Consider the following 12887-nt stretch of genomic DNA (forward strand, 5'->3'; position numbering starts at 1 on the left):
GCCTCCTGGCGGGTCTGCCCTGGATCGATGAGGAGGGAAATCAGTCGACCGCGCGCGGGGAGGATTCGGTGTCTGCGAAGCGTCCGGCGATGCTGCGGAACTTGTCCTGCAGGGCGAGGAAGGCATCGACCACATCGGGATCGAAATGCTGGCCGCGCTGGCCGTGGATGTACTCCACGGCTGCCTCGTGGGGCATGGCGTTCTTGTAGATACGGCGACTGATCAGCGCATCGTAGACATCGGCCACCGCCATCAGCCTGGCCGACAAGGGAATCGCGTCGCCGACCAGGCCCAGCGGATAGCCCGAGCCATCCCACTTCTCGTGGTGACCGTAGGCGATCTGCTTGGCCAGGCGCAGGAAGGGCACGTCCATGCCCAGGCGCTCCTCGGCCTTCTCCAGGGCATCGAGGCCCAGCGTGGTGTGCGTCTTCATGACGTCGAACTCTTCGCTGGTGAGCCGGCCCGGCTTGAGCAGGATATGGTCCGGGATGCCGACCTTGCCGATGTCGTGCAGCGGCGCCGACTTGAACAGCAGCTGGCGGGTTGCCTCATCCAGTTCGGCGGCAAAGCGTGGGTGCTGCTGCAGGTGCTCGGCCAGCGCGCTGATGTAATGCTGGGTGCGGCGAATGTGGTTGCCGGTCTCGTTGTCGCGGGTTTCCGCCAGGGAGGCCATGGCGAGGATGGTCACATCCTGGATGGCAGCCAGCTCGCGGGTGCGACGCTGGATTTCCTGTTCGAGGAACTCGTTCTGGTCGCGCAGGAAGTCGCCGGCGGCCTTGATGCGTAGCTGGTTGTCCACGCGCATCAGCACGGTCGGCGGGTTGATCGGCTTGGTCAGGTAGTCCACCGCGCCAAGCTCCAGGCCGCGGATTTCGTTGTCGGCGGTGCCCTGGGCGGTGATGAAGATCACCGGGATATGGCACGTCTGCGGGTCTTCGCGCAGGCGCCGGCAGACTTCGAAACCGTTCATGCCGGGCATCATCACGTCCAGCAGGATAATGTCCGGCGGTTCCTCGGAACGGGCGATCTGCAGCGCCTTCTCGCCCGTGCGGGCAGCCTTGACGCGGTACAGCAACTTGAGCAGCTCCGAGAGGAGCGTCAGGTTCTCGGGGGCATCGTCGACGATCAGGACAGTCGGACGAACAACGGGAGCAGGCGCATTCATTGACCATCCTCCGCTGAAAGGGGCGCGCCAGAGCAATTCCTTCTGCGCGTCGATTGAGTATAGACCGCGCCGTGCGGGCCTCTCGGCCAATCGGCGACCTGCCCGGCAGGTTGCTCAGCCGTTGTGCTCCACCTCGACGAAGTGCCGTGTGCCGGCCTCGACATCGTAGATGTGGTAGTTGTTCATCATCCGTCCGTACAGGTGCAGGCTGACTGCCCGCGGACGATCGGCCGGGACGCCGGTGACGTGGATGTGGTCGGGGTTGGGCACGAAACTGGTCACCGCACCCGGTGGCAGCAGGATCATGCCGCCCTTGACCAGTTCGATGCCGTCGTCGCGCGAGCGGTCGGCCGAGAGGCAGACGTAGCTGCGCTCCTCCAGCACGCCTTCGACAATCCCGACCACACCCCAGCTGCCGTGGTCGTGAACCGGCGTCCACTGGCCCGGAGACCAGACCAGGGCATAGAGCGACAGGTTGTCGTCCGGCGACTGGTAGATCAGGTTGCGCGCATAGTGGGCCGGGTCGCTCTGGTAGTGGTGCGCCTCGAGGAAGTCACCGGCATGGGCGAGCAGTTCCATCATGAAGGGTGCCAGCGAGGCCACGCACTGGCAGGGTTCGGATTCCTCGCGGCTCAGGCGGGTGGCCTGGTCGATGAAGCGGGAGAGGGTGGCATGCGGCATGAGCGGTGCGCTCCGGCGGGTGTTGGCGACACAACGGAAATCACTCTAGTCGCTTTTGCCGAGCCTGCCCGGAACCGCAGGGCGCAAAACCCCGGCAGAGGTTACCCGCCCTGCGTGGTTGCTCAATCGCCTTTCGGCGCGCGCCGCAGCAGGTAGGTGTCCATGATCCAGCCGTTGGCCTCGCGGGCTTCGCGGCGGGTGCGCTGGATGTCTTCAGCAACCTCGACGAGCCGGCCGCTGCGGAGGATTTCATCGGGTGTGCCGACGTAGGCGCCCCAGTAGATTTCCAGCTGCGGGTCCTCCAGCTGGCGGTAGGTGTCCTCGGCGTCGAGCATCACCACGACACTCTCTGCGTTGTCCGGGAAACCTTCGGCCAGGCGCCGACCGGTGGTGATCTGCACCGACTGGCCGATGGCATTCAGCGGCACCCGGTGGCGCGCCGCGAGGGCCTGCACGCTGGTGATGCCGGGGATGACCTCGTAGTCGAACTGCACGTGCCCCTGGCGCAGGATCGCGTCGAGGATGCGCAGGGTGCTGTCGTACAGCGACGGGTCGCCCCAGACGAGGAAGGCGCCACACTGGCCCTCCGGTAGTTCATCGCTGATCAGCCGCTCGAAAACCTGCTGCTTGGCCTGGTTGAGGTCGCGCACCTGGCCGGCGTAGTCGCCTTCGCGGACGCGCTCGGGGCTGTCGGCCTCGACGAGGCGGTAGTCGGAGTGGTTGACGTAGCGCTGCAGGATGTCCCGGCGCAGCCGGTTCAGCTTGTCCTTGCTCGCGCCCTTGTCCATGAGGAAGAACACGTCCGCGCGGTTCATCGCGTTGATGGCCTGGACGGTGAGGTACTCGGGGTCGCCTGCGCCGATGCCGATGATGAGCAGCTGCTTCATGTCTGGTCCTGCGTGCCGTGGATCGAAGGGCTTCAAGACTACGCCTGTCCGGCGGCGCGCTCATCTGCCGGATCGACGCGGTAGCAGCAACGTAGGGCGCATAACCCGGCACGGGTTATCCGCCGTGGCGGATAACGCCTGGGGCGTTATGCGCCCTACGGGGCGTCTCGACCCGCATTCAGCCCAGCAGCGCCACGTCCTTGCGCAGCTCGCGGGCGGCCGCGACCATGTTCACCAGCGCCGCTTCGGTTTCCGGCCAGGCGCGGGTCTTCAGGCCGCAGTCCGGGTTGACCCACAGGCGTTCGGCGGGAATGCGTTGCGCCGCCTTGCGCAGCAGCTTGACCATCTCGTCCTTGCCCGGCACGCGCGGCGAGTGGATGTCATAGACGCCCGGGCCGATCTCGTTGGGGTATTCGAACTTCTCGAAGGCGTCCAGCAGCTCCATGTCCGAGCGCGAGGTCTCGATGGTGATCACATCGGCGTCCATGGCGGCGATGGACTCGATCACGTCGTTGAACTCGCTGTAGCACATGTGGGTGTGGATCTGCGTTTCGTCGCGCACGCCGGAGGCACACAGGCGGAAGGCTTCGGTGGCCCAGGCCAGGTAGCTGCCCCAGTCATTGCGGCGCAGCGGCAGGCCTTCGCGGAACGCGGCTTCGTCGATCTGCACGATGCGGATGCCGGCGGCCTCCAGGTCGACCACTTCGTCACGGATCGCCAGAGCCAACTGGCGTGCCTGCTCCTCGCGAGCGATATCCTCGCGCGGGAAGGACCACATCAGCATGGTCACCGGGCCGGTCAGCATGCCTTTCATGACCTTCGCGGTGAGGCTCTGGGCGTAGCGGATCCACTCCACGGTCATCGGTTGCGGGCGGCTGAGGTCGCCGAAGATCACGGCCGGCTTCACGCAGCGCGAGCCGTAGCTCTGTACCCAGCCGAAGCGGGTGAAGAGGTAGCCGTCGAGTTGCTCGGCAAAGTACTCGACCATGTCGTTGCGCTCGGCCTCGCCGTGTACCAGCACGTCGAGGCCCAGTTGTTCCTGGATTTCCACGGCATGGCGGATTTCGCTGTGCATCGCCTCGGTGTAGTCGGCGCTGCTCAGTTTGCCTTGCCTGAACGCCTGCCGCGCGAGGCGAATGGAGGCGGTCTGCGGGAACGAGCCGATGGTGGTGGTGGGGAAGTCCGGCAGGTCCAGGCCGGCGCGCTGCTTGACGATGCGCTGGGCGAAGGGCGACTGGCGCTGGCTGTCGGTGGCTTTCACGGCGGCCAGGCGGGCCTTCACCTGCGGCTTGTGGATGCGCGGCGAGGCGGCCCGGCTGGCTTGCACGGCGCGGCTCTGCTCCACGGCGGCAAGGACATCCGGCGCTTGCGGTGCATTGACGGCGCGGGCGAGCAGGGCAACTTCGGCGCACTTCTGCACGGCAAAGGCCAGCCAGCTCTTCAGCTCGGTATCCAGCTTGTCCTCGCGCTCCAGGTCCACCGGGCTGTGCAGCAGCGAGCAGGACGGCGCGACCCACAGGCGTTCACCGACACGTTCATGGGCGTAGCGCAGTACTTCCAGGCTTTTCTCCAGGTCGCAGCGCCAGACATTGCGGCCGTTGACCACGCCGAGGGAGAGAGTCTTGTAGGCCGGCAGGCGGTCGAGGATGCTCGGGAACTGCTCGGGGGCGCGCACCAGGTCAAGGTGCAGGCCATCCACCGGCAGGCCGGCAGCCAGCCCCAGGTTGTCGTCCAGGCCGCCGAAGTAGGTGGCGACCAGCTTCTTCAGCGGCTCGCTCTGCAGCAGGTTGTAGGTGCGCTCGAAGGCGTTCTTCCAGGCTTGCGGCAGGTCAAGGGCGAGGATCGGCTCGTCGATCTGCACCCACTCCACGCCTTGCGCGGCGAGGCGGCGGAAGATCTGGCCGTAGAGCGGCAGCAGGCGCTCGACGAGGTCGAGCTTGTCGAAGTCGCTGCCCTTGGTCTTGCTCAGCCAGAGATAGGTCAGCGGGCCGATTACCACGGGCTTTACGGCGTGACCGAGGGCATGGGCCTCTTCCACTTCCTCGAACAGTTGCTCCCAGCTCAGCTCGAAATGCTGGTCAGCGGTGAGCTCGGGGACGAGGTAGTGGTAGTTGGTGTCGAACCACTTGGTGAGCTCCTGCGCAAGAAGGGGTTGCGCATGGGCGCCACAGCACCCCGTGCTGGCGCCCCGCGCCATGGCGAACAGGGTCTGCAGGGTCGGCTTGGCCTCGCCATGGTCGCGGAAGCGCTCGGGAATCACGCCGAAGGTCAGCGAGTGGGTCAGGACCTGGTCGTACCAGGCGAAGTCACCCACCGGCAGCAACTCGATCCCGGCGTTCTTCTGCACCTGCCAGTGGGTGGCGCGCAGTTCGCGGCCCACGGCGCGCAGGCCGGCTTCGTCCAGCTCGCCTTTCCAGAAGGCTTCCTGCGCCTTCTTCAGCTCGCGGTCGCGGCCGATGCGGGGGAAGCCGAGGTTGTGTGCCAATGCCATGTGAATCTCTCCATTGAATCAACGATGGGGAAATTCTCCGCGGCATGCCTTCATGAGACAAACTCAAAGTTCTCGTGATGAAAACAAGAAATATTCATGTTAGATCGTGTCAGCTTCCCGCGCGCATCTGCCGCGCCAGGGCACCGGGCGAGGTCCTGAGTTGGCGCTGGAACAGCTCGATGAAAGCCGAGGTGGATTCATAGCCCAGCTCGCCCGCGATCAGCGTGACCGACTCACCGCGCTCCAGCCTCGGCAGCGCCGCGAGCAGCCGTACCCGCTCGCGCCACTCGCGGAACGACAGCCCAGTCTCGTCGCGGAACAGCCGCGCCAGGGTGCGCCGCGAGGCGCCGACGCGCTGTGCCCAGTCTTCGATACCCAGCCGCTCGCCGGGGTGTTCCTGCAGGTGGTCGGTGACCCGCCGCAGGCGGGCATCGCGCGGCAGCGGCAGGTCCAGGCCGGAATCCGGCGCATTGTGCAACTCATCCACCAGCACCTGCATCAGCCGGGCTTCCGGCCCATCGTCGGGGTAGTCGCTGGCGAATTCGCTGGCGCGCTGGATGAGGTTGTCCAGCAGTGGCGATATCTCCACGACACGGCACGGCCCCAACCCAGTGGCGATCTCCGGGGCCAGGTAGAAACTGCGGAACACCACGGCGGTGCGTGCCCGCACGCTGTGCGTCACCCCCGCTGGCAGCCACATGGCGCGCCGGGGCGGGATGAGGCAGGCATGCTGCTCGGTGCTGGCCTCCAGCACTCCGCTGGCGGCATACATCAGTTGGCCCCAGGGATGGGTATGCGGCTCCACGCTGTGGCCGGCTGGCATGTCGAAGGCGCGCAGCCAGACCGGCCGGGGCAGGGCGGCGAAGCCGGGAAGCGCCAGAGGATCCTGTCCCGTCGACGGCATAGCTTGTCTCTCTCACGGAAGTGGGCCACTTGATGCCGATGGTAGCGTCTTCCCCGGTCAATATCAGCCCGTGAAGAGGAAACCGCATGAGTAGCCACCGCCCGCAACAACGCCTGTCCACCCTGGAGATTCGCCAACGCTGCGAGCCCGGCAGCCTGGTCGTGCTGACGGCTTACTCGGCACCCATGGCGCGTTTGCTCGACCCGCACGTCGACGTACTGCTGGTGGGCGATTCGCTGGGCATGGTGCTCTACGGCCTGCCGGACACGCTGGCCGTCAGCCTGGACACCATGATTGCCCACGGCGCCGCGGTGGCCCGTGGCTCGCAACGCGCCTGCGTGGTGGTGGACCTGCCTTTCGCCAGTTACCAGGCGTCGCCGCAGCAGGCCTTCCTGGCCGCCGCGCGGGTGCTCGCGGAAAGCGGCGCGCAGGCCGTGAAGCTGGAGGGCGGCGCGGAAATGGCCGAGACCATTGCGTTCCTGGTCGAACGTGGCATTCCGGTGATGGCGCATATCGGCCTGATGCCGCAGAAGGTCAATGCCCTGGGCGGCTTCAAGGTGCAGGGCAAGGAAGAAGCCGGTGCGGCTCGAGTGCTGCACGATGCCCAAGCGGTGGCGTCTGCCGGGGCGTTCAGCGTGGTACTCGAAGGTGTGCTGGAGCCCTTGGCGCGACAGGTCTGCGAGCGGCTGGAGATCCCGGTGATCGGTATCGGCGCATCCCCTGCCTGCGCCGGGCAGGTGCTGGTGAGCGAGGACATGCTGGGGCTTTCCGGCGAACAGATTCCTCGCTTCGCGCAGCAGTATGTGCGGGTGGACGAGCTGATCTCGGCAGCGGCGCAACGCTTTGCCCGCGAGGTGCGCGAGCGGCAATTCCCGCAGGCGCGGCATTGCTTCGGGATGGCGAAGGATTGAGGCTTGGGAGCGGGTCTCGTCCCTGCGGGCGGATCACGGCGGTGACCCGTTCCCGCAGGGTGGCTGCTAGAACCCGCTTTCGCGCAGGGCGACCGCCAGCAGGCGGGTAAAACCTTCGCCCAGCCAGCTGCGCCTGGCGCCCTCGATCTGCAGGTGCCCGCGGGTCTCGTGCAGGCCCGGCGGCGCGCCGTCGAGCTTCACCAGCACATGGAACAGCGCCGGGTTGGGCACCAGGGTATCGCCCTGCGGGTTGACGTTCAGCGGGCCGCCGTAGCGCGAAGCGAGCATCGGTTGCTCCAGCTGGCTGATGCGCGTGGTGCCGATCAGCACCACCTGACCTTCGATGGGGCTGGGCACGCCCTCGGGGTAGAAGCGCACGCGGCCGCCGTCGGTGAGGCGCTGCACTTCGTCCTGCTTGACGTAGGCATCCACCAGCCAGTGGCGCGGGTCCACCAGTACGCCGATGGGCTCGCGGGTGTTGATCCACTGGCCGGGTTTCCAGTCCGGGTTGACGTCCCGCCACTGGCCGGCAAAGGGCGCCTGGAGGTTCAGGCGCGCCATTTCATTGCGGGCGGCCCGTGCCTGTTGGTACTCCACACCCAGGCGCTGGCGCGTGACGGCTTCCTCGGCGAGGCCGGACGGGTCGGCCAGCATGCCGGCCAGGCGGCCCTGGTAGCCACGGATGCCGGCCTCGCTGCCGCGCACCTTGGCGGCGATGTCGGGCTCTTCCATCACCGCGAGCGTTTCCCCCTGGCCGACCGTGCCGCCTGGGCGCAGGTCGCGCAGCAGCGCCGGGAAGGGGGCATAGACGTGCAGTTGCTGCGCCGCGCGGGCCACGCCCATGGCGTGCACCTGGGTGCGCCATGGGATGGCGAGCAGGAGCAGCACGCCGCCGAGCACGGCCAGAAAGACCAGCTTGCGGCGCGGCTTCACTTCCGCGCGGCGCTGCCACCAGACCTTGAGTTCGCGCCACACGGGCTGAACGATGAACCAGCTGATTTCCACGGCGAACAGGAAGATCCCCAGCAGTTTGAAGAAGAAGTAATAGACCGCCACGGCGATGCCGAGGAACAGCAGCAGGCGGTAGACCCACGTGCCAAAGGCGAAGGCCACCAGCGCCCGGCGCTTGCCGGTCGGGAAGTGCTCCGGCCAGGGCTCGTCCAGCCCCAGCAGGTTGCGCCGCAGTGTCGTGCGGGCCAGGGCGCCGGCGCGCTCGTGCAGGTTGGGGAAGTCGAGCAGGTCGGAGGTGATGAAGTAGCCGTCGAAGCGCATGAAGGGGCTGGCGTTCAGCGCCAGGGACAGCGCCCAGCTGGTGGTCGCCAGGTACAGCAGCGCATTGCGCAACGGGCCCGGATCGGCCAGCGCCCAGCCCAGTGTGGAGAGCCCGGCCAGCCCCAGTTCGGTGATGATCCCGGCGCTGGCGATCGCCAGGCGCTGGCGGTTGCTGCGCAGCTTCCAGCTTTCGCCGGTGTCGGTATAGAGCATCGGCCACATCACCACGAAGGCGATGCCCATGTGCGCCACCTTCAACCCCAGGCGCGTCGCCACCAGTGCGTGGCCCAGTTCGTGGAGCGTCTTGGCCACCACCAGGGCGGCGGCAAAGCTGAGCAGTCCCTCGAAGGAGAAGGACTCCACCACGTCATGGGTGAAGGTGTCCCACTGGTGTGTCACCAGCACGATGCCGGCGAGGCTGAGCAGCAGCACCAGTATCGCCACGTAGCGATTGAACAGCCAGTCGAGGCTGCCGGCGATGGCGCGCAGGAAGCGCTGCGGGCGAATCAGCGGGGTGCGGAAGAACAGGTAGTGGTGCAACCACCAGTTCCAGCTCATCCAGGAGCCGCCTTCGCTGCGTGCCTGGAGCCGCGCCAGGGCTTCGGCGCCGGGGCGGAGCAACTGGTGTCGTTCGAGGAACTGGCGAAAGCCCAGCACCTGCTCGGCTTCGGGCTTGAGCGCGGTCTGCTCGGCGATCTGCTCGCTGATCTGCCGGGGCGTCTGCTCCCAGCGCAGCAGGCATTCGAACTCCAGCCAGCCGATGCGGTAGAAGCGGTTGAGTACGCTGTCGTGAATCACCCACACCGGCTCGCCGTCCGGGCCGGGTGCGGCTTCGTCGAGGCGCAGGTCGTCACGCAAGGGCGGGGTGGGCAGGTCTTCGGCGGCGATGTCCATCGGAGCTACCAGCCCGTCCAGGCGCGCAGCGAAGCCAGGGGCCGCCGCAGCAGGTAGTAACCGAGCACCACACGTTCGCCATAGAGCTTGGCGGTGCCGTGCAGGCCAAGCCGGGCGTGGGGCGGCGCGTCCTGCACGCTGGCCAGCAGGCGGTAGGAGGCCACGCCTTCCTCACTGGGCTTGGCCTGGTAGCTGGTGTCGAGGATTTCCCCATGCAGCGGGTCGAGCGGGTAGGCGGTGAGGAACAGCGCCACCTTTGCCCCCGGCTCCAGCGCTATGGCGTCGGCGACCGGCAGCTGGATGCGCATGCCCGGCGCCTTCGGGTCGGCGATCTGCAGGATGCGCTCGCCGGTGACCACCGGCTTGCCCAGCCAGTCGTTGGGGTCGCTGTACACGGCCACGCCGGCACGCGGGGCGAGCACGCGGGTGCGTGCGAGCTGCGCCTGCACGGCGGCCAGTTCGGCCCGGCGCTGGCGGGCGCGGCCGTCGAGCACCGTGAGCTCGCTCTTGCTCTGTGGATTGTCGAAGGCCCGCTGGCTGGCGGCCATGAGCTCGGCATCGGCCACCGCGACTTCCTTGCTCAGCACGTCGGCGCGGCTGCGCAGGGTGGTTTCGTCCAGCTCGAAGAGCGGAGTGCCGACCTCCACGCTCTGGTTGGGGCGAACCAGCATCTTGACGATGACCCCGTCGATCGGCGAGCTGATCACCTGGGCGTTGCGCGAGACGACCTCCGCCGGTGCCAGGGCAGTCTGCCGCACCGGGATCAGCAGCAGCGCGGCCAGCGCGATGGCGGCGACCAGCACCTGGCGTTTGCTGGGCCGCCAGTAGCGCAGTTTGCTGCGCGGACCGAAGGAGGCCCAGGCGTGCGCCCAGGTCTGCCAGATGCCTTGCAGCAGCGGTTGCAGGTTGCGCGCCGGTGCTTCGTCGAGGAGGAACAGCACCAGCCCCAGGCGTTTGCCTGCACGGTCGTGCAGTGGCACGCACCAGAGGCCGGCCGGCCACCATTCGCCCCAGCCTTCGGCGATATCCGCCGGCGGCGCCGTGGCGTCACGGGCCAGCCAGGCAGGCGTGGCGTCGGGCAATTGCGTGGCAACCCAGCGGCTGGCGCGTTCCAGCCAGACCAGGTAGGGCGAATCCTCGGTGGGTTTGGCCAGCCCGGACACCGCCAGCAGTTCGTTGCGCGTGTCGTGGCAGGCGAACACCAGCGCCTGGTGGAAGCGCAGCAATGGGAACAGGTCGTTGGCGATGCTGAAGGCCAGGCCGCCGAGGGAGTCGGCCGCCAGCGCCTTGTCGCGCACATTGGCCAGGCTCAGCAGCAGCTGGGGTGGCGGCAGCAGCTCACTCATGGCTTTCGGGGAAGCGCGCGACCCCGCTCATGCCAGCGATCAGTTCCGGGTAGCTGGCATCCAGCTTCGCCTCCAGTTCCACGGTCTGCGCCACGGCGTCGACCCGTGCGTTGATCACGCTGACCTTGGCCGGGTAGTGCTTGCCAGTCTCGTGGATGTCCACCTCCAGCGGCATGTCCGGGCGCAGGTTGGGCAGCATCGAGGAGGGCACGTTGAGGCGGACTTTCAGCGCGCCGTCGCTGACCAGGTCGAACAGCGGCGTGCCGGCGGAAACCGTCTGGTACGGCTTGACATAGACCTTGGCGATACGTCCGGAGAAGGGTGCATCGACCAGGCAGTAACCGGCCTGCGCCCGCGCCAGGGTGAGGGCGCCGTCGGCCTTCTGTACCTCGGTGTTGGCCATGGCGACCTCCAGGTCGCCCACCGCGTCGAGCTTGCGCAGGTTCTGCTTGGCGGCGAGGTTGGAGCGGGCCATGTTCAGCTCGGCGGCGGCGACCTTGGCGCGGGCGTTGACCTCGACGCAGTTGAGCTGGGCCAGCTCGGCGTCCTTGGCGACCTTGTCGCCGAGGCTGGCCTTGAGCGCGCCGAGGGTGCCGTTCATCTGCGCTGAGAGGGTGGTTTCCAGGGCGGAGACCAGCAGCACGCGGATGGCGCCGGGGTCCTGGCTGTCGGGCAGTGGCGGCAGGCCGCTGGTGGCATCGTCGGCCAGCGCCGGCTGCAGGAACATCAGGCACAACGGGAGAAGCAGGTACGACGGTTTACTGCGCAGGTGCGGCATTGGCGCTTCCTTGTTGACTGCTCGGGGTGCTGCTGGCGAGGAGGTTGGTGCTGGTCTGCTGTTCGAGGGTGCGCTGGATCTCGCGGGCCAGCGTCTTCACGTCGTGGTTCTCGATCTCCTTGGGCATCACCTCGAAGCCCACCGAGTTGTACAGGCGGCCCCAGGCGGCCTGGGCATCGGAGTAGGCGGCTTCGCGCTGGTAGCGCGAGAGCAGGTAGCGCCCCTCGGCGCGGATCAGCTCCAGCTCGCTGCCCAGGGCGGCGCCACGGGCGGACTGCGCATAGCTGAGCAGGCTCTGGTCGACGCGCAGGCTCTCGTCGGCGAACTCCACTTCCTGGCGCGCCAGCTGGTAGCGCAGCAGGCCGACCCGGACCTGGGTGAGGATGGCCATGGACAGCGCGGTGCGGCGCATGTCGTCGGTCTTCTCCTGGCTCGCCTCGGCGGCCTTGATGTCCGGGTACTGCGCCAGGCGCAGCAGGTTCATCGAGACGTTGATGCCGGTCTGGTTCCAGTCGTTGTTGTACAGGTACTTGTTGGAGTCGTACTCGTAGCCGTAGTTGAAGCTCACGTTGGGCCACAGCTGGGCCTTGGCGATCTTCAGGTCGTTCATGTCGACGCGTTTGCGGTACCACTCCTCCATGATTTCCGGGCGGCGCTCCAGGGAGAGCCGTTCGAGCTGGTCGATGTTGTTGGTCACCAGCGGCAGCGGCTGTTCGCCGACGTCGGCCAGGACCATTTTGGTATTCGGCGGCAGTGACATCAGCGCGGCCAGCTCGGCGCGGGCGAACTCCAGGTCCTGGCGGCGCACGGTGAGCATGTACACCGAGTCGAGCAGGGCGCGCTGGTAGGCGAGGATGTCCTGGCGCGGCAGCAGGCCCTTGCCTTCGGCCTCGCGGGCGGAGGTCAGGGCGCGGTGGGTGCGCATCAGCAGGCCGTCCACTTCCGGCAGCAGGCGCTGGGCGCCCAGGGCGCGCCAGTAGGCGTTGCGCACGTCCTGCAGGACGTTCTGCGCGACCTTCTCGCGGCGCTCCTCGGCCATCAGCATCTGGTCGTTCTTCTGCTGGGTGCGGTAGTAGGCGACGCCGAAGTCCAGCAGGCTCCAGGACAGGCCGAGGCTGTAGAGCTGGCGGTAGCGCTCCTCTGACGTCGAGGGCCGCAAGCTGACCTGGCGGTCCTCGATGCCGATGGAGGTGCCGCCCGAGTCGTTGTTGCGCCCGGCATAGCCGGCGGAGGCGACCACCCGCGGCAGCATCTCGTGGCTGGTGACGTCGCGCAGGTCGGAAGCCAGCGCGCTTTCCAGCAGCTTGAGGCGGTAGTCGAGGTTGTACTTCAACGCGCGTGCGGAGGCTTCGTAGAAGGTGATCGGCCCGTTGACCGGTTCCTGCTCCTTGTACATCCGTGCCTGGTCTTCGATCACCCGCTGGCGCATTTCCTCCTCGGTGTAAGGCTTGGGCTCGAACGCCGAACAGGCGCTGAGCAGAATACTCACGGTGATGGTGGCGCTCAGGCATTTCAGTGCATAGGCGGGCATGTTCTGTCCTTGATCGATCTGAATGGG

Annotated in this window: 10 protein-coding genes; 1 reads left to right on the plus strand and 9 read right to left on the minus strand. The window is 67.3% G+C overall.

Features of this window, described 5'->3' with window-relative positions; all coding sequences use genetic code 11:
• Positions 1–40: 40 nt before the first annotated feature.
• From A6723_RS24495 to A6723_RS24515, 5 genes are all read right to left on the minus strand, one after another.
• Positions 41–1165, minus strand: coding sequence for a two-component system response regulator (locus A6723_RS24495; RefSeq protein ID WP_054907097.1), 1125 nt, complete (start codon positions 1163–1165; stop codon positions 41–43).
• A 114-nt stretch (positions 1166–1279) separates the two neighbouring features.
• Positions 1280–1846, minus strand: coding sequence for a cysteine dioxygenase family protein (locus tag A6723_RS24500; RefSeq protein ID WP_054907096.1), 567 nt, complete (start codon positions 1844–1846; stop codon positions 1280–1282).
• Positions 1847–1968: 122 nt separating this feature from the next.
• The gene (gene cobF, locus A6723_RS24505) at positions 1969–2733 is read right to left on the minus strand and encodes a precorrin-6A synthase (deacetylating) (RefSeq protein ID WP_054907095.1); all 765 of its coding nucleotides are present in this window, start codon (positions 2731–2733) and stop codon (positions 1969–1971) included.
• Positions 2734–2911: 178 nt separating this feature from the next.
• Positions 2912–5224: a 5-methyltetrahydropteroyltriglutamate--homocysteine S-methyltransferase gene (metE, locus tag A6723_RS24510; protein ID WP_054907094.1), complete on the minus strand. Its 2313-nt coding sequence runs from the start codon at positions 5222–5224 to the stop codon at positions 2912–2914.
• A gap of 109 nt (positions 5225–5333) precedes the next feature.
• Positions 5334–6128 (minus strand): helix-turn-helix domain-containing protein, encoded by a 795-nt coding sequence (locus A6723_RS24515; RefSeq protein ID WP_054907093.1) that lies wholly within the window; start codon positions 6126–6128, stop codon positions 5334–5336.
• A gap of 86 nt (positions 6129–6214) precedes the next feature.
• Here A6723_RS24515 and panB point away from each other — a divergent pair, with 86 nt between their 5' ends.
• Complete coding sequence (panB, locus tag A6723_RS24520; protein WP_054907092.1) at positions 6215–7039, plus strand: 3-methyl-2-oxobutanoate hydroxymethyltransferase; 825 nt, start codon at positions 6215–6217, stop codon at positions 7037–7039.
• A gap of 66 nt (positions 7040–7105) precedes the next feature.
• On the opposite strand, the gene A6723_RS24525 is transcribed toward panB, so the two are convergent.
• Genes A6723_RS24525 through A6723_RS24540 form a run of 4 tightly spaced genes read right to left on the minus strand, consistent with a single transcriptional unit; the run spans position 7106 to position 12860 of the window.
• Positions 7106–9205 (minus strand): HlyD family efflux transporter periplasmic adaptor subunit, encoded by a 2100-nt coding sequence (locus A6723_RS24525; protein ID WP_054907091.1) that lies wholly within the window; start codon positions 9203–9205, stop codon positions 7106–7108.
• A gap of 5 nt (positions 9206–9210) precedes the next feature.
• The gene (locus A6723_RS24530) at positions 9211–10551 is read right to left on the minus strand and encodes an efflux RND transporter periplasmic adaptor subunit (RefSeq protein ID WP_054907090.1); all 1341 of its coding nucleotides are present in this window, start codon (positions 10549–10551) and stop codon (positions 9211–9213) included.
• Positions 10544–11329 carry an efflux RND transporter periplasmic adaptor subunit gene (locus A6723_RS24535; RefSeq protein ID WP_054907089.1) on the minus strand — a complete coding sequence of 262 codons (786 nt, stop codon included), beginning with the start codon at positions 11327–11329 and terminating at the stop codon, positions 10544–10546. The genes A6723_RS24530 and A6723_RS24535 overlap by 8 nt, the downstream gene beginning before the upstream one ends.
• Complete coding sequence (locus A6723_RS24540; protein WP_054907088.1) at positions 11310–12860, minus strand: TolC family protein; 1551 nt, start codon at positions 12858–12860, stop codon at positions 11310–11312. The genes A6723_RS24535 and A6723_RS24540 overlap by 20 nt, the downstream gene beginning before the upstream one ends.
• Positions 12861–12887: the final 27 nt, after the last annotated feature.

Origin of the sequence: Pseudomonas sp. AU11447, assembly GCF_001672555.2 — a bacterium.
GTDB lineage: Bacteria > Pseudomonadota > Gammaproteobacteria > Pseudomonadales > Pseudomonadaceae > Pseudomonas > Pseudomonas nitroreducens.

Excerpts from the sequence above, each read along its gene's own strand:
- A6723_RS24530 (WP_054907090.1), bottom strand. The coding sequence starts at position 10,551 with ATGAGTGAGCTGCTGCCGCCACCCCAGCTGCTGCTGAGCCTGGCCAAT.
- panB (WP_054907092.1), top strand. The coding sequence starts at position 6,215 with ATGAGTAGCCACCGCCCGCAACAACGCCTGTCCACCCTGGAGATTCGC.
- A6723_RS24500 (WP_054907096.1), bottom strand. The coding sequence starts at position 1,846 with ATGCCGCATGCCACCCTCTCCCGCTTCATCGACCAGGCCACCCGCCTG.
- metE (WP_054907094.1), bottom strand. The coding sequence starts at position 5,224 with ATGGCATTGGCACACAACCTCGGCTTCCCCCGCATCGGCCGCGACCGC.
- A6723_RS24525 (WP_054907091.1), bottom strand. The coding sequence starts at position 9,205 with ATGGACATCGCCGCCGAAGACCTGCCCACCCCGCCCTTGCGTGACGAC.
- A6723_RS24540 (WP_054907088.1), bottom strand. The coding sequence starts at position 12,860 with ATGCCCGCCTATGCACTGAAATGCCTGAGCGCCACCATCACCGTGAGT.
- A6723_RS24495 (WP_054907097.1), bottom strand. The coding sequence starts at position 1,165 with ATGAATGCGCCTGCTCCCGTTGTTCGTCCGACTGTCCTGATCGTCGAC.
- A6723_RS24535 (WP_054907089.1), bottom strand. The coding sequence starts at position 11,329 with ATGCCGCACCTGCGCAGTAAACCGTCGTACCTGCTTCTCCCGTTGTGC.
- A6723_RS24515 (WP_054907093.1), bottom strand. The coding sequence starts at position 6,128 with ATGCCGTCGACGGGACAGGATCCTCTGGCGCTTCCCGGCTTCGCCGCC.
- cobF (WP_054907095.1), bottom strand. The coding sequence starts at position 2,733 with ATGAAGCAGCTGCTCATCATCGGCATCGGCGCAGGCGACCCCGAGTAC.